The 26,628-nt window shown below is 44.6% G+C and carries 23 protein-coding genes and 2 riboswitches; of the genes, 10 read left to right on the forward strand and 13 right to left on the reverse strand.

Features of this window, described 5'->3' with window-relative positions; genetic code table 11:
* The first annotated feature begins 450 nt into the window (after nucleotides 1-450).
* Nucleotides 451-543, forward strand: a riboswitch (guanidine-I (ykkC/yxkD leader).
* A gap of 48 nt (nucleotides 544-591) precedes the next feature.
* From PHP90_RS02490 to atzF, 8 genes are read left to right on the forward strand one after another with little or no spacing between them, the layout of a single operon-like run.
* On the forward strand, nucleotides 592-1,710 hold the full coding sequence (locus tag PHP90_RS02490; RefSeq protein WP_299924739.1) for a putative urea ABC transporter substrate-binding protein: 1,119 nt from the start codon (nucleotides 592-594) through the stop codon (nucleotides 1,708-1,710).
* 3 nt (nucleotides 1,711-1,713) lie between these two features.
* On the forward strand, nucleotides 1,714-2,523 hold the full coding sequence (locus PHP90_RS02495; protein ID WP_299924742.1) for an ABC transporter permease: 810 nt from the start codon (nucleotides 1,714-1,716) through the stop codon (nucleotides 2,521-2,523).
* Complete coding sequence (locus tag PHP90_RS02500; RefSeq protein WP_299924745.1) at nucleotides 2,523-3,299, forward strand: ABC transporter ATP-binding protein; 777 nt, start codon at nucleotides 2,523-2,525, stop codon at nucleotides 3,297-3,299. Before PHP90_RS02495 ends, PHP90_RS02500 begins: the two co-directional genes overlap by 1 nt.
* Nucleotides 3,268-4,032: an urea amidolyase associated protein UAAP1 gene (locus PHP90_RS02505; protein WP_299924748.1), complete on the forward strand. Its 765-nt coding sequence runs from the start codon at nucleotides 3,268-3,270 to the stop codon at nucleotides 4,030-4,032. The genes PHP90_RS02500 and PHP90_RS02505 overlap by 32 nt, the downstream gene beginning before the upstream one ends.
* Nucleotides 4,025-4,666: an urea amidolyase associated protein UAAP2 gene (locus tag PHP90_RS02510; protein WP_299924751.1), complete on the forward strand. Its 642-nt coding sequence runs from the start codon at nucleotides 4,025-4,027 to the stop codon at nucleotides 4,664-4,666. Before PHP90_RS02505 ends, PHP90_RS02510 begins: the two co-directional genes overlap by 8 nt.
* Nucleotides 4,667-4,701: 35 nt before the next feature.
* A complete protein-coding gene (gene uca, locus PHP90_RS02515; protein ID WP_299924753.1) occupies nucleotides 4,702-8,301 on the forward strand; it encodes an urea carboxylase in 3,600 nt (1,199 codons plus the stop codon).
* The gene (locus tag PHP90_RS02520) at nucleotides 8,301-8,642 is read left to right on the forward strand and encodes a multidrug efflux SMR transporter (RefSeq protein ID WP_299924756.1); all 342 of its coding nucleotides are present in this window, start codon (nucleotides 8,301-8,303) and stop codon (nucleotides 8,640-8,642) included. The genes uca and PHP90_RS02520 overlap by 1 nt, the downstream gene beginning before the upstream one ends.
* Nucleotides 8,639-10,387 carry an allophanate hydrolase gene (gene atzF / locus PHP90_RS02525; protein WP_299924759.1) on the forward strand — a complete coding sequence of 583 codons (1,749 nt, stop codon included), beginning with the start codon at nucleotides 8,639-8,641 and terminating at the stop codon, nucleotides 10,385-10,387. The genes PHP90_RS02520 and atzF overlap by 4 nt, the downstream gene beginning before the upstream one ends.
* 173 nt (nucleotides 10,388-10,560) lie before the next feature.
* On the opposite strand, the gene PHP90_RS02530 is transcribed toward atzF, so the two are convergent.
* Entirely contained in the window at nucleotides 10,561-11,778 is a 1,218-nt protein-coding gene (locus PHP90_RS02530; RefSeq protein WP_299924762.1) for a hypothetical protein, read from the reverse strand.
* Nucleotides 11,779-11,825: 47 nt separating this feature from the next.
* Nucleotides 11,826-11,918: riboswitch (guanidine-I (ykkC/yxkD leader) on the reverse strand.
* 191 nt (nucleotides 11,919-12,109) lie between these two features.
* Between PHP90_RS02530 and PHP90_RS02535 the strand changes: the two genes are divergently transcribed.
* Complete coding sequence (locus PHP90_RS02535; RefSeq protein ID WP_299924765.1) at nucleotides 12,110-13,894, forward strand: mechanosensitive ion channel domain-containing protein; 1,785 nt, start codon at nucleotides 12,110-12,112, stop codon at nucleotides 13,892-13,894.
* Nucleotides 13,895-13,902: 8 nt separating this feature from the next.
* Here the strand turns inward: PHP90_RS02535 and PHP90_RS02540 are convergent, their stop codons facing one another.
* The 12 genes from PHP90_RS02540 to PHP90_RS02595 form a co-directional block, all read right to left on the reverse strand.
* Nucleotides 13,903-14,898, reverse strand: coding sequence for a DUF475 domain-containing protein (locus PHP90_RS02540; RefSeq protein ID WP_299924767.1), 996 nt, complete (start codon nucleotides 14,896-14,898; stop codon nucleotides 13,903-13,905).
* A 34-nt stretch (nucleotides 14,899-14,932) separates the two neighbouring features.
* On the reverse strand, nucleotides 14,933-15,628 hold the full coding sequence (locus tag PHP90_RS02545) for a 2OG-Fe(II) oxygenase (RefSeq protein WP_299924770.1): 696 nt from the start codon (nucleotides 15,626-15,628) through the stop codon (nucleotides 14,933-14,935).
* 2 nt (nucleotides 15,629-15,630) lie between these two features.
* Nucleotides 15,631-16,017 carry a biopolymer transporter ExbD gene (locus tag PHP90_RS02550; RefSeq protein ID WP_299924773.1) on the reverse strand — a complete coding sequence of 129 codons (387 nt, stop codon included), beginning with the start codon at nucleotides 16,015-16,017 and terminating at the stop codon, nucleotides 15,631-15,633.
* 4 nt (nucleotides 16,018-16,021) lie between these two features.
* Nucleotides 16,022-16,474, reverse strand: a complete 453-nt coding sequence (gene exbB / locus PHP90_RS02555) for a TonB-system energizer ExbB (RefSeq protein WP_299924776.1) — start codon at nucleotides 16,472-16,474, stop codon at nucleotides 16,022-16,024.
* Nucleotides 16,461-17,309, reverse strand: a complete 849-nt coding sequence (locus PHP90_RS02560) for a HAMP domain-containing sensor histidine kinase (protein ID WP_299924778.1) — start codon at nucleotides 17,307-17,309, stop codon at nucleotides 16,461-16,463. Before PHP90_RS02560 ends, exbB begins: the two co-directional genes overlap by 14 nt.
* A complete protein-coding gene (locus PHP90_RS02565) occupies nucleotides 17,299-17,955 on the reverse strand; it encodes a response regulator transcription factor (RefSeq protein ID WP_299924780.1) in 657 nt (218 codons plus the stop codon). The genes PHP90_RS02560 and PHP90_RS02565 overlap by 11 nt, the downstream gene beginning before the upstream one ends.
* Complete coding sequence (gene pyrC, locus PHP90_RS02570) at nucleotides 17,945-18,952, reverse strand: dihydroorotase (RefSeq protein WP_299924782.1); 1,008 nt, start codon at nucleotides 18,950-18,952, stop codon at nucleotides 17,945-17,947. Before pyrC ends, PHP90_RS02565 begins: the two co-directional genes overlap by 11 nt.
* On the reverse strand, nucleotides 18,953-20,326 hold the full coding sequence (locus PHP90_RS02575; RefSeq protein ID WP_299924784.1) for a phosphomannomutase/phosphoglucomutase: 1,374 nt from the start codon (nucleotides 20,324-20,326) through the stop codon (nucleotides 18,953-18,955).
* Nucleotides 20,327-20,435: 109 nt separating this feature from the next.
* Complete coding sequence (locus tag PHP90_RS02580) at nucleotides 20,436-21,614, reverse strand: ammonium transporter (RefSeq protein ID WP_299924786.1); 1,179 nt, start codon at nucleotides 21,612-21,614, stop codon at nucleotides 20,436-20,438.
* 90 nt (nucleotides 21,615-21,704) lie between these two features.
* The gene (locus tag PHP90_RS02585) at nucleotides 21,705-22,043 is read right to left on the reverse strand and encodes a P-II family nitrogen regulator (protein ID WP_299924788.1); all 339 of its coding nucleotides are present in this window, start codon (nucleotides 22,041-22,043) and stop codon (nucleotides 21,705-21,707) included.
* 13 nt (nucleotides 22,044-22,056) lie between these two features.
* The gene (locus PHP90_RS02590; RefSeq protein ID WP_299924790.1) at nucleotides 22,057-23,400 is read right to left on the reverse strand and encodes an ammonium transporter; all 1,344 of its coding nucleotides are present in this window, start codon (nucleotides 23,398-23,400) and stop codon (nucleotides 22,057-22,059) included.
* Between the two features lie 247 nt (nucleotides 23,401-23,647).
* Nucleotides 23,648-23,986, reverse strand: coding sequence for a P-II family nitrogen regulator (locus PHP90_RS02595; RefSeq protein WP_299924792.1), 339 nt, complete (start codon nucleotides 23,984-23,986; stop codon nucleotides 23,648-23,650).
* Between the two features lie 135 nt (nucleotides 23,987-24,121).
* Here PHP90_RS02595 and gyrA point away from each other — a divergent pair, with 135 nt between their 5' ends.
* Entirely contained in the window at nucleotides 24,122-26,605 is a 2,484-nt protein-coding gene (gene gyrA / locus PHP90_RS02600; protein ID WP_299924794.1) for a DNA gyrase subunit A, read from the forward strand.
* Nucleotides 26,606-26,628 lie beyond the last annotated feature (23 nt).

Raw genomic sequence — 26,628 nt, forward strand, 5'->3', positions numbered from 1 at the left:
TGTGAAGAAGCGTAAATTAGTTGCATAAGATAGTTTGCGGATGTATTTATCTGTACATAACTACTAGAAATAGAGCTGATTGGTATGTGGTACAATTCGGGTATATGACTGTGGGAATATGATGTAATTCCCCACAACCCTCTCTGAAATCCCCTGTTTTAGGGGTTTTCAATCCTCTAAAATATTTTTTCTATCCTATTTAAATCATCATTTGAATTTTTCATTCTTTTTCTTCACTCGAGCGCGGAGTACAAATAGGCAGCTAAGAAAGGTATCGATCGGTAATTAGTCTCTTTTTTATCTTTTAAAATCATGTTTATCCTCAGATTGGATATATAGATATATAACTGTATAAATATTAATCAATTCATAGTCTTTTGATATTGCCAAATCAGCTATAATTTTTGCATGTAGAAAATTCGGGGGGATTATATCTCCCAATATTGTTTGACAAATGGATGCTAGGGTTCCGACTGAAAAGTGCTGGTCCGAGAGCATCCGGCCTCGTAAGCGGCTACACGGAGGGATAAAAGCCCGGGAGAGAGATATTTCTCCCCGTTTTTTCTCGATACACCGTTTAGGAGGATTTTTATGACACATTCATTCACTCAGTGCACATCTGCTGCAGGCTCAATCAAACATACATCATCAAAGCTTTCCACCCGTATTTCATTGGCTGTTTTGGCTTTAGCCGTCGCATCTACGACAGCGTTTGCCGCTCCGAAAACCCACTTTAAAGTTGCATGGACCATTTATGCCGGCTGGATGCCGTGGGATTACGGTGCCCGAAAAGGGATCGTTAAAAAATGGGCCGATAAATACGGTATTCAAATCGATGTCGTTCAGCTCAACGATTATGTTGAATCGATCAATCAATACAGCGCCGGATCGTTCGACGGATGCGTTATGACCAATATGGATGCATTGACGATCCCGGCTGCGGGCGGGGTTGATTCGACTGCTGTAATTATCGGAGACTATTCAAACGGGAATGACGGGATCGTCTCGAAAACTGCCAAAAGTATGAAAGAGCTTAAAGGGCAGAAAATCAATTTGGTTGAATACTCGGTTTCTCATTATTTGCTGGAGCGGGGACTCGCTTCTGCAGGAATGAGCGCCAAAGATGTCAAAACAATCAATACGTCCGATGCGGACATCGTTTCGGCATTCAATTCGCCTTCTATGAAAAATGTGGTGACATGGAATCCGCAGCTGGGCGAAGTCAAAAAAGTGCCGAATGCGACCCTTTTGTTTGACTCGAGCAAAATCCCGGGTGAGATTATCGACATGATGGTTGTAAACACCCAAACTCTCAAAGACAATCCAAAACTGGGTAAAGCGCTGACCGGCGCATGGTATGAGATTATGGGAATTATGTCCAAAAACGATGCCAAAGGGATTGAAGCTCGGACGTTAATGGCAAAAGCTTCAGGGGCATCACTCAAAGATTATCAATCACAGCTCACAACCACCAAAATGTTTTATACGGCTGCAGAAGCTCAAAAGTTTACGGAAGATCCTAAACTCATCACGACGATGGGAGATGTAAGCAAGTTTTCATTTGCCCATGGACTCTTAGGAAGCAAAGCCAAAAATGAAGGCTTTATCGGTATGACGTTCCCGGCAAATAAAACGCTCGGAAATACTAAAAATACTAAGCTTCGATTTACTTCGGAATATATGAAACAAGCGGCAGAAGGGAAACTGTAATCCATGCGTCTGATCAATCTGAACGCTGGACGGTTTTCACCGCTTTTAAAGATACTGCCGTTTGTGATTCTCGGGTTGGTCTATTGGATTGCAGCAGATGCACGTCATGCGCTGAACCCGGAAGACAAGCTTCTTCCGACATTTGAAGCACTCGGAGATGCCATCAAAACGATGGTAATGGAACCGGATGAACTGACGGAAGAGCCGATTTTATATACCGATACAATAGCAAGCCTTACCCGGATCGCAAAGGGTCTGGGGATTGCGACGGCTATTGGCTTGATTTTGGGGATTGTTCAGGGGACATTACCGCTGTTTCGATCACTCCTTTCACCGTTTTCAGCGGCAATATCGTTGATACCGCCGATTGCGATATTACCAATATTATTAGTGGTGTTCGGAATGGAAGAGTCGGCTAAAGTGGCATTGATCGCGATCGGTGTCGCTCCGTTCTTGGTCCGTGATACGCAGCAGCGTTCTATGGAACTTTCCGAAGAGCTGTTGATCAAAGTGCAAACGCTTGGGGCATCGACATGGCAGATCATTGTACGTGTGGTCTTGCCGCATGTCATGCCTCGTCTTTTGGATGCTTTGAGACTCTCTTTAGGATCGGCATGGCTGTTTCTGATCACTGCGGAAGCGATTGCTTCATCGGAAGGGTTGGGTTATCGGATCTTTTTGATGCGCCGTTACATGGAGATGGATGTGATCTTGCCGTATGTCGCATGGATTACGTTATTGGCATTTCTGATGGATTGGGTACTCGCAGTGATTATCCGTAAAGCATTTCCATGGTATCGGAAGGAGAAGTAATGAGTTATCTGCAAATACGCAATGTATGGAAAACATACGATGACAATGTCATTCTCGAAAAACTCAATTTTACGATCGAAAAAGGGGAGTTTTGTACCCTTATCGGACCTTCCGGATGCGGTAAAAGTACCTTTTTGCGGATGCTGCTGGGACAGGATACCCCATCACGCGGAACAATTCTGCTGGAGGGGGAACCGCTCTCTGCAGAGCCGGGGAGTGATCGCGGGGTTGTATTCCAAAAATACACCCTGTTTCCACACCTTAAGGCATTGGAAAATGTGATGTTGGGATTGGAAATGGAACACTCTCCTTTACTGGGCAAAGTATTCGGAAGCACACGCCGCAGAATCAAAGAGGAAGCGATGGCAATGCTGGAATCGGTCGGATTGGAACAATCGGCGCTCAAATATCCTTCCGAGCTTTCCGGGGGGATGCAGCAGCGTCTCTCCATCGCACAGGCGTTGGTGAAAAAGCCCAAAATTTTGCTGCTGGATGAACCGTTCGGCGCATTGGATCCGGGAAGCAGAGCGGACATGCAAGAGCTTGTCCGAGGATTATGGAAAATGTACGGGCTGACTGCTTTTATGGTCACACACGACGTAAAAGAGGCCTTTGAACTGGGGACGCGATTGCTGGTCTTTGATAAAGTCCGACATGATCCTCAAGCACCGAACGCATACGGTGCTACGGTCGTCAATGATATTAAACTGGATAAAAATAAACGAAAAAATAAAGGAGAAGAGAATGTCGAAAAATATGAAACCACTATTGCCTGAGACGGTCCTCTTTGATGAGGTGCTGGTCGGAGGCGGACGCTGGAGTAAAATCATCCGCAAAGGACAGGTTCTGCGAATCGTGAATACGGAAGCGACAAGCGGCCTTTCGGCACTTTTTTACAATGTGCATGAACGGACAGAACGGTATAACGCTGCCGATACGGTCAAGATTCAATACAACGCGTATCTCAAAGAGGGCAAAGCGCTCTATTCGGATATGGGACGTATTTTGATGTCGATCATCACCGACAGCTGTGAAACCCATGACACAGTTTGCGGCTATACCATGGCTGCTGATATCGCAGGACTTTGCGGAATCGGAAACTATCAGAGCAAACGCAACTGCTATTACAAAAACGATTTCGATAATTTCCTGGTGGAACTCGGAAAATACGGAATGGGGCGCCGTGACATCATGCCGTGTCTTAATCTTTTTTCCGATGCACGAATCGGTGATAGCGGAGAGCTGATTTATCGTGATGATTCCGTACCAGCGGGAAGTTTTATCGAACTGCGTGCAGAGATGGATGTATTGGTCATTCTTTCCAATACGGTGCATGTACTGAGCACGAATCAATCGTACGATGTGAAACCGGTCAGTCTGATCGTGTATCAGGGTGAAGAGGCGGCAGCCGATGACATGTGCGTGATCGATTCGGAACGAAGCGAACGTGCATTTGTAAACACCAAAAACTATATGAAACAGTTTATTCAAGGATACAGAAATGTCTGAGATGATTACGGTCGATTTGACCATAAACGAACCTATTTATGATGAAACGATCCCTGCCGGAGAACCTTGGTATCGAGTAGTCAAAGCCGGTGAAGTACTGCGGATCGTCGATTTGGAAGGGTGCCAGGCGGTGGATACCCTTTTTTACAATGCCAATGACGTCACGGAACGCTACAGTGCTCCGCAAACGATCGTACGCCAAAAAAATATTTTTGTCGAAACCGGGACAGAACTGGTTTCCAATCTGGGAAATACGATGATGAAAGTGATCAGTGATACCTGCGGTCGTCACGATACACTGGGCGGTGCATGCAGTGCCGAGAGCAATACTGTCCGTTATGCGCTGGACAAACTCGATATGCATTCGTGCCGGGATAATTACCTTTTGGCCTTGGGACAGATGGGGATGGACAAGCGTGATCTAGTGAGCAATATTAACTTTTTTATGAATGTTCCGGTAGAAGCAGACGGGACATTGGCCATTATCGACGGGATATCGAGCCCGGGAAGTACGATCGAGCTGTTTGCCCTGATGGATACCTTGGTTTTGATCTCCAATTGTCCGCAACTCAATAACCCGTGTAACGCCTTTAATCCGAGTCCTGTTCGATTGAGTATCTATAAACCTGTTTGATAAGAATTGATAAATTTTTCATGTGAGGAAAAAAAATGTTTGCCAAAGTACTGATTGCCAACCGTGGGGAGATTGCATGCCGCATCATCCGTACACTTAAAAAAATGCAGATCGGTTCGGTTGCGGTTTATTCGCATGCCGATGCCGGATCGCTTCATGTGATGATGGCCGATGAATCGGTATGTTTGGGTGAACCGCCAGCCAAAGAGAGTTATTTGGATAGCGAAAAAATCATTCAGGCGGCAAAAGATACCGGAGCGGAAGCGATTCATCCCGGGTATGGCTTTTTGAGTGAAAATGCGGCATTTGCACGCCGATGTGCGGAAGAGGGAATCATTTTTATCGGTCCGACCCCTCGGCATATGGAAGAATTCGGCCTTAAACATACGGCACGTTCTATGGCAAAAGCCCAAAACGTTCCACTGCTGCCGGGGACGGAGCTGCTTGAAAATGTAGAAGAAGCTCTAAACGCAGCCGAAACGATCGGCTATCCGGTGATGCTCAAAAGCACGGCCGGCGGCGGCGGAATCGGGATGCAGCTGTGCTACAGCGCCGATGAGCTCGAAAACGGATTTGAATCGGTTGGCCGTCTCAGTAAAAGCAATTTTTCTCAAGGGGGAATCTACCTCGAAAAATTCGTCGCTTCAGCCCGCCATATCGAAGTACAGATCTTTGGTGACGGCAAAGGGGATGTGATAGCACTGGGAGAACGGGACTGTTCGCTCCAGCGCCGTAACCAAAAAGTGATCGAAGAGACGCCGGCACCGGGATTATCCGAAGAGATCAGGGACGCATTACGCACTGCTGCTGTGAATCTGGCACGCTCTGCATCCTACAAATCAGCGGGAACGGTAGAGTTTGTCTACGACACGACGGAAGAAAAGTTTTATTTCCTCGAAGTCAATACTCGCTTGCAGGTCGAACATGGTGTCACGGAAGAGATCTACGGTGTGGATTTGGTCAAGTGGATGATTCTCGAAGCTGCCGAAGAATTGGGCGATACGTTGACGAAACAGTATGTGCCAAGCGGCCACTCGATTCAAGTCCGTGTCTATGCGGAAGATCCGCTGAAAAACTTCCAGCCCAGCTCCGGAGTTTTGAGCGAAGTGGTATTGCCTGAGGGTGTGCGCTGTGAAACATGGATTGAGCGCGGCAGCGCTATCTCTCCGTATTACGATCCTATGATCGCCAAGCTCATCGTACATGCGTCTACACGTGAGGAAGCGATTGAATCGATGATTTCGGCGCTTCGAAAAACGACCTTGTACGGGATCGTGACGAATCTCGGGTATTTGGATTTTGTATTAGGACAAGAGGTCTTTGCAAAAGGAGAGCAGACGACAAAGTATCTGGGAACACTCAATTATTCGCCAGATATTGTCGAAGTGATCAAACCGGGAACCCATACGACGATCCAATCGGCTCCCGGACGGATCGGCTACTGGGATATCGGTGTTCCGCCCTCAGGTCCGATGGACTCACTCTCATTCCGTTTGGGAAATCGCCTTTTAGGCAATGATGAAAAAGCTCCCGGCCTTGAAATGACAGTGACGGGATCGACACTGAAATTTCATTATCCGACACGGATCGTCCTGACCGGGGCACAGATGAAGGCGCAGCTAAACGGTGTAGAGGTTCCGTATTGGGAAACAATCGAGATTGTCGGAGGTGATGTCCTTAAAATGGGGATCATTGAGGGAGACGGTGCCCGCACCTATTTGCTGATTGACGGCGGATTTAATGTGCCGGAATATCTTGGAAGTACGGCAACATTTACACTGGGTGAGTTTGGCGGTCATGGCGGGCGTATTTTACAGATCGGCGATCAGCTGAGTACCCATATCAGTGACACACAGAAAACCCCGGCAATCCTCGATGCCGCATTGCGCCCGCAAATGGCCAAAGAGTGGAAAATCGGGGTGATTTACGGACCTCACGGAGCACCTGATTTTTTTAAAGAGGAGTATATCGAGACGTTTTTTGCAACCGATTGGGAAGTACACTATAACTCGAACCGTACGGGAATCCGTCTCATCGGTCCTAAACCGCTTTGGGCGAGAGAAGACGGCGGAGAAGCAGGGTTGCACCCTTCGAACTTGCATGATAACGCCTATGCGATCGGAACGGTTGACTTTACGGGAGATATGCCGGTTATTTTAGGTCCGGACGGCCCAAGTCTGGGCGGTTTTGTCTGTCCTGTGACGATTGTCGGTGCGGAATTGTGGAAAATGGGACAATTGGGTCCAAAAGACAGAGTCCGATTCGTTCCGATGGCGTATGATGATGCGGTTTTAATGGAACGTGAACTAGAAGAAAAGATCGTAACACTGGATGGATCATTGCCGACTCTTCCGGTGTCAACGGTTGTCGATCCGATCGTAGCGGAAATTGCTGAAAATGATCGTCATGATACGGTTCGTATCCGTTTGTCCGGGGATCATAACATTCTGATCGAATTTGGTCCTATGGAGCTTGATCTGACGCTGCGTTTTCAAGTACACGAACTGATGCGCCGTCTCGAATCTGCGGAGGATGCTCGATTAATAGATCTTACTCCGGGGATCCGGTCGCTGCAGGTTCACTATGACAGTCAGAAGCTCCCTTTGAGCGAGTTATTGGCTCGAATCGAGAGTGAACTCTCACAAATGCCGGCTACCCGGGACATTATCGTCCCAAGCCGTACGGTTTATCTTCCCCTCTCGTGGGATGATCCCTCTACGAAACTGGCGATTGAGAAGTATATGCAGTCGGTACGTGATGATGCGCCGTGGTGCCCGAGTAATATCGAGTTCATCCGACGGATGAACGGCCTGGAAAGTATCCAAGATGTCCAAAATATCCTCTTTGAAGCGGAATATCTTATTATGGGATTGGGGGATGTCTATCTGGGAGCTCCTGTTGCTGTTCCTGTCGATCCGCGCCACCGCTTGGTTACGACCAAATACAATCCTGCCCGTACCTGGACACCTGAAAATGCGGTAGGAATCGGCGGTACCTATATGTGTGTTTACGGTATGGAAGGCCCCGGCGGATACCAGTTCGTCGGACGGACCGTACAGATGTGGAACCGGTATAAATCGACGACTGATTTTAAACCGGGGAAACCGTGGCTATTGGAATTTTTTGACCGTATCCGTTTTTATCCGGTTGCCCAAGAGGACCTGGCTCAAATGAGAAAAGATTTTATCAACGGGACCTTCTCTTTGAGAATCGAAGAGGGAGAGTTCTCTTTGGCAGAGTACCTCGGATTCCTTGAAACGAACAGCGAATCGATCGCCGCATTCAAGCATATTCAGCAGGAATCGTTCAAGGAAGAACGCGAACGTTGGGAGGCATCGGGTATTTCAGCCTATGTGAGCGAAACGCTCGAAACGAATGATGAGAGTGATTTCGCGGAAGTTCCTTCAGGGTGTGAAGCGGTTTCAAGTTTTCTCTCAGGTAATGTCTGGGAAATTTCGGTCAAAGTCGGCGACCGTGTTACGGAAGGCGATACGCTTGTCGTTATCGAAGCGATGAAATCGGAAGTGATGATCGAGTCTCCCGTCAATGGTGAAGTAGTACAGATTTTATGTACACAAGGCGATACCGTTCATACGGGAAATACCCTCATCATTATCAAAACAGAAGGTGTATGATGAACAGCTGGATTTTATTGGCCTTGGCTATTTTACTGGAAGTTGCCGGAACGACGTCGATGAAACTTTCCGACGGGATGCAAAAGATTTTCCCGACAGTTATGATTTTTGTCTTTTATGCGATGGCATTTGTATTAATGCCGTTTGTGATGAAAAAAATTGAGATGAGTACAGTTTATGCGATCTGGACAGGTGCTGGGACGGTAATGGTGACCGTGATAGGGATTGCCTATTTTAGTGAGTCATCCAATCCGATCAAACTGGCCAGTATCGCTCTAATCGGGCTTGGAGTCGTGGGACTTCATTTTGCAGAACGCAGTTCACAAGGAGGGTTAGGATGAGTCAATTAAAAACGATCAGTGATTATCTGCATCAATATCGGGTGGAAGGTCGTGGCGTCAGAGAAGTGATCCAAAGTTGTCTCAATGATTCAAAAATGTATGACGACAAGAACATATGGGTTACCAAAGCGGACGCTTCCTTCCTTGAGCCGTATTATCTCCGTTTGGAGTCGCGTGATCCTAGCTCATTGCCGTTATTCGGTGTCCCGTTTGCGGTAAAAGACAACATCGATGTTGCGGGGATGAACACAACGGCGGGATGTGCAGAATTTTCCTATCTCCCGAGTGAACATGCGTTTGTGGTGCAACAGCTGATTGATGCCGGTGCGATTCCGATCGGAAAGACCAATCTGGATCAGTTCGCCTCAGGACTTGTAGGGACACGCAGCCCTTATGGGGAGGGGATCAACCTGTTTAATCCCGATTACATCTCCGGAGGCTCGAGTTCAGGGTCTGCGTTGGCTGTGACCGCGGGAATCGTCCCTTTTTCTCTGGGTACCGATACGGCAGGTTCGGGTCGTGTCCCTGCCGCGTTCGGAAACATCGTCGGATTAAAACCGACACGCGGGGCACTTAGTATACGGGGTGTTGTCCCTGCGTGTAAAAGTCTCGATTGTGTCGCTATCTTTGCACAAAACTGCGAAGATGCCGGACGTGTTTATGATCTGTGCAGCATCGTGGATGACGAGGACTCTTTTTCACGTTCGAAAAGTTGCATCACTCCGTTCGGAGGGACGTTTCGCTTCGGAGTACCGGGAGCGGATCAGCTGGAATTTTTCGGAAACCGTGCATACGAAACCTTATTTTGGGAGAGTGTTGAAAAACTCGAATCGTTAGGGGGTATCCGATGCGAGATTGATTTTACCCCTTTTATGGAGAGCGCAAAACTGCTCTATCACGGACCGTGGATTGCTGAACGCTACTGCGGGATAAAAGAGTTTGCCGAAACTCAGAGTGACGCGATGCTGGATGTGACACGTGGGATTATCCTCTCCGGTGCCAAACCGAGTGCTATCGACGCCTTTGAAGGGTTCTACCGCCTATCAGAACTCAAGAAAGTTAGTGAGGGGATAATGGCTTCGGTCGATATGATCGTGACCCCTACGGCCGGAACAATTTACCGTCGTGATGAGATTCGCGAACAGCCTCTCGCATTGAATACGAATCTCGGCTATTACACCAATTTTATGAATTTGCTTGATCTAAGCGCGTGTGCTATTCCTGCAGGATTTACCCCTGAGGGGTTACCGTTTGGTGTAACCCTTGCCGCACCCGCTTGGAATGAACATTCTCTTTTAAGTGTCGGTGCAAAACTGCATACTTCGTCGGGACATACAAGCGGCCTTATCGAAGCGAGCAAACCGAAAACAGTGACATTAGCCGTTTGCGGCGCTCATATGTCCGGTCTTCCACTGAATCATGAACTGACCAGTCGTGGAGCAAAAATGGTAAAGAAATCTTCCACCGCTCCGCAGTATCGATTTTTTGCGCTGGAAAGTTTTACACCTCCGCGTCCCGGCCTTATTCATGTTCGCAGCGGGGGTTCCCACATTGAAGTGGAAATTTGGGAGATGCCATCAGAAGAGTTCGGATCATTTTTCAACGGAGTTCCGCCTCCATTAGCACTGGGAAGTTTGATATTGGCCGATGGTAAAGTTGTCAAAGGATTTCTTTGTGAGGGATACGCAGTTGACGGTGCCAAAGAGATTACAGCATTAGGTGGATGGAGAAATTATTTAGAATAAAAAGCCCTACACTTTCAGTTCTCATCAGCAGGTGTGTTTATCCAGCCTGCTGTAGCCGCATTAAACTTCACTACTCTCCCTTATTTCAATCATTTTTATAGATATTTGTAAAGTATAAACATTTAGGGGAATAAAGATTCAAATGACCGCCGAAGCGGTCTAAAGAAGATCGATCAAAATTTATACGTTAGATAAACTTGAATGTTATTGTAGTATTTAGCATCGTTATAATCATTGGCTTTAGAGTAGACATACGCGAGACTTGTGTCCAGTGAACCAAAAGATTTAGCTGCTGTTGCTGTATATTCACTCATATCATTATTGCCATTTTCTGCACGCTGATTAACATCTGTATAAAAGAATCCAAGAGAGACGATATCAGGAATGTTGTAGAGTGCAGTCACATTATAGGCGCTCACACCTGCGGCACCTACATAGCCAAAATTCCACCATGCTTCGGTATAAAGCTTTGACTGCGCTCCGCCATTGCCGCCCGTGGCCAAGTTGGCGATTTGAAAGTTGGATGATCCGTCTTTATCTGTTTGAGAAATTGCAGCGCTTAATGTGAGGTTTTCAATACCGGTGTACCCGATTTTAGCGGCAAACGCTTTGGAATTGTCCGATGAATCGAGCATATTATCCGGGTTTAAAACAGCTGCCTGAACTCCAAACGTCATTCCGGAATACTCCGTATCTCCCTGAATCCAGTATGCTTTAGCCGTATTTTTGAGTTCGTAGAACCATGCTTGAAGTTCAGTGCCGTTCAAAGATTTATTTTTGGCACCTACGACATAGGCCCCTTCATAAAACTTCTTGAATGGATTTTTTAATCTTCCTGAGTCGGTAATCGCCGGATTGACAGATGCGAATCCGTTAACGCCATTGCCCTTGTCGATATAGGCTCCGATAAGTGTCGTATCCGACAAGTCGGTATTTTCAACTAAAACAGCATCAAACGTATTAGACGCGATATTCCAAAGTTCGGTAAAAGCAAAAGGGGTATCAAGGCTCTGGCGACCAAGGGTTATCGCTGTTTTATCCAATACATTTTTATTGATGTAAACCTCGCTCAACCAGACTTGGCTTCCCATCATCCCGGTTGCCCACGGTGCATTGGCAATATTGCCGCCCATATTTGCCGTGGCTAATCCCGTACCGGCGATTTTTCCTTTGAATCCGGCTCCCAGATCGGCACCGACACCCATATCAAGACCGAATTGAGCGAATGCTCCTTCTTTGTTAAAAAGGCTAGGACGGTTAGTCCCATCCGGAGATCCGTCTACCGTGCCGTAAAAGAATTTACCGGCACCGGTAACTTCTATGTTTTCGACAGCAAAAGATGACGTGCATAACAACAATGACGCCAATAAACTTATTTTTCTAACTCTCATAATGACTCCTAAACGGTTTTTGAGAAAAAACTGGGAGAAATATCTCTCTCTCCCGGGCTTTTATCCCTCCGTGTAGCCGCTTACGAGGCCGGATGCTCTCGGACCAGCACTTTGCAGTCGGAACCCTAGTATCCATTTATTGACAATATTGGGAGATATATTCCCCCCGAATTTTCTACATGAAATAATTATAGTTTAATAAATAGAATATCTAGAAAGTAAATCGATTAATTTTTAAACAATAATAGGACTCACCTATAAATCGATTTAAAACGCTGTCGTTTAGGTTATTTGGCTAGAATAGGTCTATTATCCTTCTAAGGAGGCATAGATGATTCCATTCATAAATTTCAATCTCATACCGATACAATTTGATCATATCACTTCCGACATCGGAATTGATATACTCCAGAATATTGCTCAGCCATCCACACTAATGTGGATGGGAACTATTGCCACGCTGATTGTCATTACATGGTTTGTTCGGTTAAACATGGCACATTTCTGGAAAAATTCACCTATTATTCCGATTTTTATTGCCTCATTTTCCCCTTTTTTAATCATGAATGTGACCCTTTATGCGCTCAGTGAAGAACCTTCTAACAGTGTATTACTGATCTTGCATTCTATTGTCTCTTTTTGGTTAGCAATGTCGCTTCTTAGAATACCTCTCAAAATATTAAACTTTTTTAATCGCAGACTCTTTTACATTGCAAGTACTTTTTTCGCTCTATCCGGGGTCATTTTACTCTTCAAACAACTCAGTGAAATAGCCTCCAGTCATTTTTATTTCGATGCAGTCTCCCTCTTTACTCTGCTTGAAATTCTCTCAAAACTGGGGATTATCACGGGGCTTTACTTGTATGGTCATATGCTTTTACCTACGTTACTGACACGATGGTCATATCTTTTTCCTTCATGGATATCCATATGGGTACTGCGCTTCTTATTACGGACACTTTTTTTAATAACCGCATTGCTATGGCTTGTAAATATTCTTACCATCTCGCTCAAAGCTTTGATGCTAATTTTTATCGGATCGGTACTCATCGGGATTTTGGTTATGATTCGCAATCGTACCGAGTGGCTGATGAATACTCTTTACCAATCTCTATACTATACACCCTTAGAGCTAGAGAACATTTCATACCATTTCCAAAAAAGTGTCTTACTATTGTTAGTGCTCTTTGTTTACAAATTGACTCCGTATTTTAGTGAGCTGCAACGATTATCAGAAACATTTCAATCGGTCATTCTTGTTAAGACATCATTGCTGGACCTTTCACTGCTGCAGTTGATCAGCGCCGTTTTTGTCTTTAATCTTCTCTATAGCATTCTCTTTGTCATTTCCAAACGGATACGGGTGTTTCGGACATTTCGCAACAGTATCAATGCCAAATCGATTGAAGCACTGACTCTCAATATTGGCCTACTGGTGATTTTAACCTTTGCTTTTATCCAAATGGACATCTCTTGGCATGTTTTTATCCCGATTGCGGGAGCTCTTGGGATTGGATTCGGATTCGGGCTTCAGACGATTTTGAATAACTATATGAGCGGATTTATTGTTCTGTATGCAAAAAAATTACGGATCGGTGATATTGTCGAGCTTCCGGGAAATGCCGGCCGAGCTGTAGGGAATAGTGGGGATACCATTATCGGCACCGTCGAAACCATCGATATTCTCTCTACAACGCTCAAAACCGTCGACGGGATCGAGATTTCTATTCCGAACTCTTTTTTTATTGCCGAAAAAATCATTAACTATTCTCAAACATCCCCTTTTGTACGAATTAAAATCGCTGTCGGTGTTGATTATGCTACGGATTTGGATCTTGCTGAAAAACTGATTATCGAAGCGATGGATGAGTGCGATGATATTGAGCAGTCGATGGCGAAAGGGGTCATATTTACCCAATTTGGTTCCAGCTCTCTCGATCTGGCCCCCTATTTTTGGATCAATATTCGAACGGTAAAGGCACTTGGAATTCTCAAAGGGGAACTCATGAGTCACATATTAACTAAATTCCGTGAGCACGGCATTTCGATCCCGTTCCCGAGAAGCGATATTACGATTCGCAACCCGCTCACGGTTCAAACGCATACGGAAGAGTAAACTATAAATTATTCACTGTCGCTGTCAGTAGAACTGATCGCTTGTCTGTTTTCCCAAATCGAATGTAAAAAGGCAACAGATATCAATCCGATACCGATCGTACCTGTCACCATTTCACTGATATGCGTTGTGATTTTCATGAGCATGATGATAGCCAAAATCCCGATTGCATAATGGGCACCATGTTCGAGATAACGGAATTCCGAAAGGGTTTTATGTTCGACAAAATAGAGGGTAATACTCCGCACGAACATAGCTCCGACCCCTAGACCGATCATAATAATAAAAATATTGCTGGTAAGGGCAAATGCTCCGATTACACCGTCGAAACTGAAACTTGCATCCAATACTTCCAGATAGATAAATCCGGCAATCCCGCTTTTGACCGTATCGGAAGAGAGAAAGTGATCCAGCATATTAAGAAGCGAGTGAAGCAGAACACCGTACATAAAGGCCAATACGACACCAAAGTCTTGTGTAAGATGCCCTAACCCGATCCCAACCATAATCGCGGTAATCAGCTCAATATTTGCTACCCCGGAAAACTGTTCCATCATTTTGGAACCTTCCACAAAGGTGACCCATTTGACATCATGTTCCTGAAAAAAGAAATCCAAAAATACCATGAGCAAAAAAGCGCCCCCGAAGGCGAAAATGGTCGTTTCGGTTGTTTTGAGGATTGCTTCATACCGATGGGGTTCATCCATAGCCACCTGGAGCGTCTCAAAAAGCCCCATACCTGTTACAATCGAAACAATCGCCAACGGAAACAAAAGCCTCATCCCAAACACCGCAATCGGCATACCGAAAAGGATAAACCGCTCTTGCCACACCGGTTCCATCGTCTCTAAAATTTTGGCATTGACTACGGCATTATCAAACGAAAGCGATATTTCCAATACAACCAATAAGGCGGCAATATAAACGCCCTCTAGTCCCCCCAAAAAATATCCGGCAATCAGCCCAATAGCAAGAATAATAAAAGAAGTATAAAAATAGCGCATTGCTACCCTTGAAATAAAGATAGGAAATTATAGCTTAAGTGTGGGCATTATGCCATTGTACGAGGCTGAGGCGATATCCTGATTTTACAGGGAGTACTTCGTGAGAGAAATAAGGGTTGCTAAAAAATACCACCATATCGCCTGCTTCGGGTCGCAAGGTGATCGTATTGCCTGAGGCATCACACAAATAATTGAAAAGAAGTTCACCCCCGCTGAAATGGTCGGTATCCGTCGGATTGGGAGTGTATGAGGTGGTAAATAATACTGTAGTGAGTTTTCGCTCGGGTGCTACGGTACGAAACCCGACCGTATTGCCATTATGATCTTGCAGTTCGCTCGCATCATCACTGTGCCTGACATAAAATGAACCGCTCTCATACCCTAATACTTGGACATCGGTAGAGGTACTGAGCGAAAGGGCAAAAAAATCCTCAATCTCTTTTCTCACCGCTTCAAAACGGCGATCGTACACAGCTCGATGTTCAGAAGAAAGGGTATGAATATCTGTTTTACGGATAGTTGTATCAAGAGAACGCCCTCGAAGTTCTGCCTGTACCGCTTCTTTATCCTCTAAAGCCGCTGCGGTAATCGCACGGCACTCGTGAGGACTAAGTACCCCTTCGATGACCATATAGGGGAAATCCTGATAGGGATTCGGGAGACGTTTAGTAGGAATATTCATTCCTAGCAATTCATCTCGCGCGTAAACATAATTGCTGATTTGATGCACGGTTATTTCTGCTTGTCGGTGACGATATAGAGTTGCTCGTGTCCGAGACGTTTTAAGACATCCATGACTCCGACAAAATTTTGAAATGCCGCTTCTTTATCGCTGTAAAGTACTACCGTCATATTCTTGCCGCCTTCGCTGACACGCTGTTCAAATTGTTCCAGACTCACCTGCGTTTTTTCATCGATCCACAGAGTACCGTCTTTTTTGATTGTCAACTTCATCTCACTCGGTTTATGTTCGGCTGCCGTCCCTTTGGCTTCCGGCAGATCGACAGGGATGAGCCCCGTTCGGATAAACGTTGCGGTCGTCAAAACCATCACCAAAAGAACCAGCATGATATCGATGAACGGGATAACGTTGATCGTATCGATACGCTTCATTCTCATAAAATTACCCTCGTTTTTGGTGAGCGTTGATATCCCACTGAGCTAAAAGACGCTCCATTTTACGAAGCAGAATATTGTAAAACACAATAGCAGGTATGGCAACTACGAGGCCCATTGCAGTCGCTTTCAGTGCCAAAGCAAGACCTGTCATGATTTTCTTCGGATCGACGGCACCGACATCTCCGAGCGTATAAAAGGTGATCATAATCCCCAAAACGGTTCCAAGGAGTCCGACATAAGGAGCGTTTGAGCCGATCGTAGCAATCGTACTGACATTGTTGCCTAAATCGAGTTCGAGTTCCTCTTTCGTCTCATAATCACCGATACGAACCGAACCGTACGCCATCATTCTCTCAATAAAAAGCCATAGTGAGACGATACTCATCAGTACCAATATACCGATAATCCCATAATCCACTGCCGAATGTGCAAACTCCAACCAGCTACTGTTTTCCATTTTTTTCCTTTTTTTTAAATTCAAGTTTGACGCATGTCCCGTCTCCCACTTTGGAGGAGACATGCAGATTAATATGATGACGATCGCAATACCGTTTCACAAGACTTAGCCCGATTCCATATCCCGGTATTGTAGTATCATTTTGGAAATAACGATCATAGATTCGCATCAAAGTGATCTCATCCATCCCGATTCCCTGATCACAAATGCTCAGAACGCAATTGTACAGTGTAATAGTAATATGCGGATTGTGAGGAGAGTATTTAACACAGTTTTCGACTAAATTATCGATGACCTTTCCAAATCCGATTCGATCCAAACTGACGTCGCATGATTCCAGTACAACTTCCCACTCCACGGCAGGATAAAGAGCGCGCAAAAACCCCAAACGCTCCTCAATGACATCTCGCAGCTCAAAAGATTCGATCTGCTCACGTTCCGTCTGTTTTTTTATCAGATAATCGAGTTCATTGTACCGCTCTTTCAACATCTCCGCCGCCGTCTCGATTCGCTCAAGGCGCTTGAGAGATTTTTCGTCATCATGCGTTTTACGGAGCATTTGGACATTGGCCGTGATCGTGTTGATCGGAAGATTCAACTCATGCAATGTCTCTTTTGAAAAACGTTCCAAATGCTCAAAATGCTCCCTCAACGGCGTGATCGCAATTTTAGCCAAAACACCTCCTGCAACAAGGGTGATCAGCAAAGAAACAAATACGATAATTCCCCAATGCTGAACACCTAATATCTGATGCACGTAATAGATCCCGGTGATCAAAATAGCGGTTGTTGTCACATACAACGAGGCTAGTGCGATGGTAAAACTACGGAACAAGACGATACCCTACCCCGCGTATATTAACAATCGACTCACTGCCGATCTCTTGTTTGAGACGATTTACATAAACCCGTATAGCACCGTCACTGATCATTTCCGATGGGTTCCAGAGGGTATCCATAATCATCTCTTTTGTCACTATTTCCCCGGCATTACGGATAAAAAGGGACATCAACTGATACTCTTTTAGCGAGAAAGGAATCTCCTTTCCCGCTAACAAAATACACTTGTGCAATTCATCGAGACACAATTCTCCTATACACAGACGATTTTTCCCTTTGCTGCGGCGCAATAAAGCGTGTATACGAACCAGCAGTTCATCCGTATTAAACGGTTTTTTGAGATAATCATCCGCTCCGATTTCAAATGCCTGAGAAATTTTTTCAATCTCTTGGTGGGATGTAAGATAGATCGTAGGAGTGGTATCATTTGCACGACGAAGCTCTTTTAATAGTGACAAACCGTCTATGAGAGGGACATTAATATCAAGAAGATAAAGATCAAAATGATTTTTGTACGTCTCATCGAGCGCTTCTTGCCCATTACGGCAATGAATCATTTCAAATCCCTCTTCTTCGAGGAGGTCCATAATCGATTCACCGAACAGCAAATCGTCTTCAAGAAGCAAAATTTTAGTCGACACGCTCAATCGCCCATCGGAGTGTTTCTCCCGCCTTCATCGGAACAACACTGCCATAGATTTCAGGAACCACAAAATCATGTTTTACCAATACCACCTCTTTAAATTCGGCACAAATTCCGTAAATTTGTTGGGCGTTATCGCTGATAAATGCTTGGAGATTATCCAGTTTATGGTGTGCATCAAATACTTCACACAACAGCTGCAGTGCAATTGGAGCGGTAAACACCCCTGCTCCGCATCCGCACGATTCTTTCATATGTTTCGGGTGCGGCGCGGAATCAGAACCAAACATCACTTTCGGATGAGCATCCAATGCAACTTTAAGCAGCGCAGCACGGTCTTCAGGACGTTTGGCGATAGGTTTGCAAAACAAATGAGGACGGAGCATTCCGCCGGCAACATCATCGAGAGTAATCATCAAATGGTGGACCGTGATAGTCGCATAAAGATTATCATATCGATCAAGCATATCTACCGCTTCTTTGGTCGTAATATGTTCCATCACGATTTTAAGTTTCGGGAAGTTGGATGCCAGCATCTCATAGACGCTCATAAATTCCGCTTCGCGATCCATAACAAAACCATTTGTCTCACCATGTACTGAGAGTATGATCCCTAAATCAGCCATCGCTTCAAGGGTAGTACGCATCGATTCAATATCAAAGCTTGAAACACCCCCCTCTGAGTTGGTCGTTACACCGCTGGGATAGAGTTTGATTGCGGTGATCTCATCTGCCACGTCTTCCAAAAAAGCACGGCTGTAATTTTGGTAAAACAGTGTCATGTAGGGTTCAAAATCATCCCGTCCAATCGCATGTTTGATCCGCTGTTTATACTCTTTGACCATCTCTTTTGAGGTTACAGGGGGGACGAGATTTGGCATAACAAGTGCACCGCTAAAGCTATAAGAGGTGAGTGGAGCGACCGTTTCGAGCATTTCTCCGTCACGTAGATGGACATGCATATCTAATGGCATGGTTAATGTAATTGTTTTCATTTAGTGTACCTTTAACTGATGTTGAGCTTCTAGGATCAAGACATTAAGGGCTTCCTCATAACGTACCGCTTCAGCTTGTTCCGTTGATTCAAAACGTGTTACAAGAACAGGAGTTGTATTGCTGGCACGCACCAAACCCCACCCCTTTTCAAAAATGACCCGAACCCCATCCACTTCGATGATATCACGAATAACAGGAAAATCTGCCGGAGGAGTATGTAAAAGTTCTTTCAGTTTGGCAATGAGCGGAAATTTTTCCTGTTCCGTTGTTTTAACCTTGATCTCTTCGGTAGAAAAAACTTGCGGTAATTTTGCAATCTCGGCATCCAAATCGATACCTTCTTGAATCAGTTCAAGCATTCGCAATGTCGCATATATTGCATCATCGTAGCCAAAATAACGATCGGCGAAAAAAACATGTCCACTAACTTCACATGCCAAATCAGCATGGAGTTCTTTCATTTTGACTTTTAGATTTGAGTGCCCCGTTTTGTACATCACGGCTGTCGCTCCGCGTTCACGCAATATGTCATACATTACTTGTGAACATTTCACTTCACCGATAATGGTAGGATTCTTCATCTTAAGAGCAAACAAGATCGCCATCATGTCCCCTTTTATGTTGTTGTTAGGGGTCAATACTGCAATGCGATCCGCATCTCCGTCATAGGCAAAAGCGATATCACCCTCACCCGCCAAAAGTTTTTTAATGTCTTCGAGATTATGTTCCTCGCTCGGATCGGGGTGGTGGTTCGGAAAAGTTCCGTCAGGATCGACATACATCCCTTTGCTCTTCAGATCAAGTGCGTTAAAAATATCCTCAATTGCTAATCCTGCAACACCGTTACCGCAGTCATATACAATCCGTTCTTTCATTCCGCGTAAATGTCCGAATGATTCGACCATAAAAGTTTTGTACCGACTTAGGGCATCAATTTCTATTACTTGACGCTCAACCCTCGGAGGAAAAGGCAATGCCTCGATTGTCCGCCCAAGTGCGTAAATCGATTCACCGAAAAAAGGGGCTTTATTGATCGTAATTTTAAATCCGTTATATTCACTCGGGTTGTGCGAACCGGTAATCATCACCGAAGCACACGGGGTTATCCCCTCAAAACTTTGGTAATTGCAAAAATAGTTAACCGGAGTCGGAACCATTCCCATCCCCAGTACTTTCATCCCCCCTGAATTGAGTCCGTTGGTTAAGTAATCAAAAAGAATCGGTGAATGTGACCGTGCATCGTATCCGACAGCAACGTATTCACCGTACTCTTTCATCTCTTTCGCTAAGGCATACCCCAAACGGGTAATTGTTTCTTCGTTTAACTCTTTCTCATAAATCCCGCGGATATCATATTCACGATAAATAGACATAAAACCCTTTCGTTTAAACAATAACCGATTATACAATGCGAACAGTAAAAGAGTATATTATGGGGCGAAAGGCCCCGTAGAAGAATAGTAAAGAAGTGTTACAAAAGTGTTAAATGGCGCGTTTAAATTCAGGATACGCTTCAAGTCCGCATTCGCTGACATCGAGCCCTTGCTGCTGTTCTTCATCGGTTGCACGGAAAGGAAAGACTTTATTAATAAGATAGATAATGACAAAAGAGACGGTGAATACAAAAATTGCAATTTCAGCCACCCCTTTAAGTTGATTCATAAAGGTGATATTTTTCACCGCATTACTCGCAAAAATTCCTACTGCAAGTGTTCCCCAAATACCATTGACTAAATGTACTGACAATGCCCCAACCGGATCATCAATGCGCACCTTATCAAATAAAGGAATGGCAAGAACAACCAAAAGACCTCCGATAAATCCTACCGCCAATGCATCATATAGAGTAAATAAATGTGCACCGGCCGTAACAGCAACCAACCCGCCAAGTGCCCCATTGAGAATCATCGTAATATCAAAAAGTTTATAGCGGGCATATATCATAATACCCGCTGAAATTGCCCCTGCAAGACCGGCAACATTAGTATTAAAAATTGTCAGCGCTACGCTATCAGCAGCCTCTTTCGTTGCTATCGATCCAACGGAACCGCCGTTAAATCCGAACCATCCGATCCACAACAGCATCGCTCCTAAAACAACCAAAGGTATATTTGAAGCCGGGATAACACGCATTTGATCACCAACGTAACGGCCTTTACGAGACCCAATCACCAAAATCGCCGCAAGTAATGCCCATCCACCGGTAGAGTGGATAACAGTAGAACCGGCCAAATCAACCATATTAATATCAAACAGTGTATCTTTAAGCCAATCACTTCCCCAACTGATATTCACTGCTGTAGGATAGATCAGTGCACCCATGATTACCGTAAACAGTGTAAGAGGAAGCAATCTGGCTCGCTCTCCCACCCCACCGCTCATAATGTTGATCGCTTTACCGACAAACGCCATTTGAAACATAAAAAAAGCCCATTTACTCATGGTAGTCGTTTCAGCATCACCAAATGCCAAATGAAATCCGATCAAAATAAATGCCATTGATGCAACTGCATAGATCATTACATTGACGGTCAAAACGCTTGAAACGTTCTTTGTACGAACCAAACCTGCCTCGAGCATCGCAAAACCGGGAACCATTAAAATAATCAAAGTGATTGAAAAAAGAGTAAAGAGAGTATCGATAACGTAGGCAGTATCCACGCAACACCTTTAATTTGAGATAAAGGTGTGCATTATATATCCAAACAAATGGATTTAAGAAGAAGAAGTGATTAAAATTTAATCAAATGATTAAATTGCTTCAATATCGGTTTCACCCGTACGGATACGGACGATTTTACTGATTTCGCTGACGAAGATTTTGCCGTCACCGATTTTACCGGTACGAGCTGATTCAACTACCGTGTTAACCACTTGGTCAACCATTGCATCATCAACAACCATTTCCATTTTGATCTTCGGAAGAAAGTCAACGACATACTCAGCACCGCGATATAACTCGCTGTGCCCTTTTTGTCGTCCGTAACCTTTTACTTCACTTACTGTCATGCCCGTAATACCGATTTCGGCAAGAGCGTCTTTTACATCTTCGAGTTTAAATGGTTTAATAACCGCTTCAATTTTTTTCATTGTTCATTCCTTCTTATAGGTTAAATCCACGTTCACCGTGTACTGATTCATCCAAACCTTGGCTCTCTTGTTCTTCGTTAACACGTGAACCGCCAGTTAATGCCATTGCGATAAAGTAAACGATGACCGTACCGATCAATGTAAACACTCCTACAACAAGGACCGACTGAAGTTGAACCATGACTTGTCCCATACGGTCATCTGATGCTTTAAGCGGACCGTCCCATAATAATGCTTTATCGTTAAGAGCGAAGATACCGGTAGCAATCGCACCCCAAAGACCTGCAAGGAAGTGAACTCCGAATGCATCCAAAGAATCGTCGTAACCCAATTTTTTCTTAAGAGCCGTTACACCGAAGAAAGCGATCAATGCACCCATGATTCCGATGATAAATGCACCGGATACTCCAACGAATCCCGCAGCAGGCGTAATCGCAACCAAACCAGCGATAGCACCGGAAGCAGCACCTAGCAATGTCGGTTTTTTGAACACTGCATACTCAATTGCGATCCATGTCAATGTTGCAACAGCTGCAGCAATCGTTGTAGTCAAGAAAGCAACACCAGCGATAGCGTTTGCACCGAATGCAGAACCGCCGTTGAATCCATACCAACCAAACCATAGCAAACCAGCACCGGCAGCAGTCAAGATAACACTTGCAGGTTTCATCGCAGTTTTAGGATAACCTGAACGTTTACCAAGCAATAATGCAAGAACAAGACCAGCCAAACCACCGTTCATATGGACAACCGTACCACCGGCAAAGTCAAGTGTACCTAGGTTGAAAAGGTAACCTCCACCCCATACCATGTGCGTAATCGGAGCATAAACAACGACTGTCCAGATTGCCGCAAAAACCATCCAAGTTGAAAATTTCATACGTTCAATAACCGAACCCGCAGCAATTGCGATCGTAATGGCCGCAAATGTCCCTTGGAAGACAACGAAAACGTATTTTGGATAAAGCTGACCGAGATCAACACTTGCAAATTCAGTCCAGCTGATACCGCTAAGCATTACATTGCCGAATCCACCGATGACTTGATTCATCGAACCGTCCATTGTACCAAAAGCAACCGAATAACCAGCAACTACCCATGCAACAAAACCGACTGCAAATGCACCGAATACCATAGCGTATGTATTAAGAACGTTTTTCGCTCTTGTCATACCGCCGTAGAACAGTGCCAAACCGATTGGCGTCATCAACATAACCAATGCTGTCGACATCATCATCCATGCTGTATCACCAGAGTTGAGTACCGGTTCCGCAGCTGCAGCAACAGCAGTTGCGTTTGCATCATCAGCAAATGCCGATACGCCCAATAGCGATAAAGCTAAAAGCCACTTTTTCATTTTTTCTCCTTATGTTTGGACTTTTTAATCGGTCCGTATTAACGTAAATGTCAGGTACCATTGTACAGAGTAATTTAAAAGCAATAGCGCAAATTATTGATTAAATTTTAATCAGTTTTAGAGATGAATTAAAAAACATATGATTTTTTATCTATAAGGAAAGAGAATAAGTCTTTATTAAACGAATGAGTGATAATTTAGATCTTGCAATGAACACGATCTCATTGCAAGAAGATTGATTTGCAGATTAAATCGCGTCGCTATCTGTTTCACCCGTACGGATACGGATGATTTTGTTGATATCGCTGATAAAGATTTTACCGTCACCGATTTTGCCGGTACGTGCCGCTTCAACCACTGCATTGACAACTTGATCCACCATCGCATCATCCACTACCATTTCCATTTTGATCTTCGGAAGAAAGTCAACAACATACTCGGCACCGCGATACAATTCACTGTGCCCTTTTTGTCGACCGTATCCTTTTACTTCACTTACCGTCATTCCGGTAATCCCGATCTCCGCCAATGCGTCTTTTACTTCTTCGAGTTTAAAAGGTTTGATAACCGCTTCAATTTTTTTCATTATAGTATATGCTCCATCGAATAGTCTATGATAATTGTAACCTTATTTAACTAATTTAGCAAATCAAAGCGCTTTTTAGATTTTAAGGCTCATTCGGTTATAATCAGCCATATTATCTTCACTTTTGGGGACCGCATGAACGATCTGCTAGACAACAGCGAAATAAATGACATTAATATAGAAGACACACTCAAGAGCAGTTATCTTGATTACTCGATGAGTGTTATCATCGGGCGTGCCCTTCCAGACGTCCGAGACGGTCTTAAGCCGGTACATAGACGTATTTTATATGCCATGGACAAACTTAGCCTTTCCGCAGGTGCTAAATATAAAAAATCAGCCCGTATCGTCGGGGATGTCATCGGACAGTATCACCCGCACGGTGACACTTCCGTTTACGATGCACTGGTTCGTATGGCGCAACCATTCGCAATGCGTGCACCACTGGTAGACGGACAAGGGAACTTCGGTTCAGTCGATGGAGACAGCGCTGCGGCTATGCGTTACACCGAAGCGAGAATGACACGTTATGCGGGAGAACTTCTCAAAGATCTTGAAAAAGATACCGTTGATATGATTGAAAACTACGACGGCACAACCTTCGAGCCTGAAGTCCTTCCGACACGTGTACCGAACCTTATCATTAATGGTTCATCCGGTATTGCCGTCGGTATGGCAACGAATATCCCTCCACATAATCCAAATGAAGTTTTAAGTGCACTGGTTCATCTTATGGATAATCCCAATGCATCGCTTATCGAGATTATGCAATTTATCAAAGCTCCCGATTTTCCTACGGGAGGAACCATTTACGGTAAAAAAGGGATTTTAGACGCATATGAAACCGGTCGCGGACGCATCCGTATCCGTGCCAAAACCCATATCGAGAAAAAATCGAATAAAGACGTTATCGTTATCGATGAACTTCCGTATCAAGTCAACAAAGCACGCTTGATCGAAACCATCGCCGATTTGGTTAAAGACAAATTCATCGAAGGTATCTCTGAGATCCGTGACGAATCCGACCGTGAAGGTATCCGTGTCGTTATCGAGCTTAAACGTGATGCGATGAGTGAAATCGTCCTTAACAACCTTTATAAATCGACCAATATGGAGACAACGTTCGGGATCATCATGCTCTCGGTCTTCAACCAAGAGCCGCGTGTCTTCACCCTATTGGAGATGTTGGGGCACTTTATTAATCACCGTAAAACAGTTATTATCCGTCGTACTATTTTCGATCTCGAAAAAGCAAAAGCCCGTGCACATATCTTGGAAGGTTTGAAAAAAGCCCTCGATCATATCGAAGCGATCATCAAACTGATCCGTGCAAGCAATGACGGTGAAGCGGCTAAAAATGGCTTGATCTCAGAGTTTGGATTTTCACCGATCCAAGCTCAAGCGATTTTGGATATGCGTCTCCAACGCCTTACAGGCTTGGAACGTGATAAAATCGAAAATGAACTCAAAGAGATTTTGGCACACATCGAATACCTTGAAAGTATTCTACGCAGCGAAGAGGTTCTCAAAGATATTATCAAAGGGGAGTTTGTTGAGCTTGTCGAGCAATATAATATCCCTCGTGTTACCGATATCGAAGACAACTACGATGATATCAACATCGAAGATTTGATTCCGAACGAGCCTATGGTTGTTACAATCAGCCACCGCGGATACATCAAACGTGTTCCTCTCGTTGCATACGAGAAACAAATCCGTGGTGGTAAAGGTAAAATTGCCGTTACCACCTACGATGATGACTTTATCGAAAAATTCTATACCTGTAACACCCATGATACCTTGATGTTTGTCACCGATCGCGGACAACTTCACTGGCTCAAAGTGTATAAAATACCGGAAGGGTCACGTACAGCCAAAGGGAAAGCGGTTGTTAACCTTATCAACCTTGAAGCGGATGAAAAAATTCGTTCAATCATTCCTACAACCGATTTTGATGAGAGTAAATCTCTCGTCTTCTTTACTCAAAACGGTATCGTCAAACGTACTGCATTGAGTGAATTCTCTAATGTACGAAGCAACGGTGTCCGAGCTATCGTTCTGGATGATGATGATGCACTGATCACGGCGCACATTGCAAATGAAGAGACCAAATATCTCTTTATCGTGACTAAATACGCACAATGTATTAAATTCGAAATCGAAAAAACCCGTGATCAGGGACGCAGTACCCGCGGTGTTCGCGGTATCAAGTTTAAAATAGACGGTGACGTCGTTGTCGATGCCAATATCATTAAAAGCGATGAAGAAGAGATTCTCATGGTCAGTGAAAAAGGAATCGGAAAACGAACCACTGCGGAAGAGTACCGTCTCACAAACCGTGCCGGTTCAGGTGTTATCGCTATGAAACTCAACCAAAAAACCGGAACTACGGTTGTTGGGTGTCTGATGGTTGATGAGAGTATGGATATGATGGCCCTCACCAAAGCAGGCAAAATGATTCGTGTCGATATGCAAACGATTGCCAAATCGGGACGTAATACCAGCGGTGTGTACATTATCAAAGGTGATGATGTCGCGAGTATCTCACGTTGTCCGAAAAAAGATGAAGAGGAAGAAGAATCCGAAGGATCGGCAGAGGGAACCCTAGAGTTGGAATAGTATTTGCTATTCATTAGCAACTA

The organism is Sulfuricurvum sp. (genome assembly GCF_028712165.1).
In the GTDB taxonomy this organism is placed as follows: domain Bacteria; phylum Campylobacterota; class Campylobacteria; order Campylobacterales; family Sulfurimonadaceae; genus Sulfuricurvum.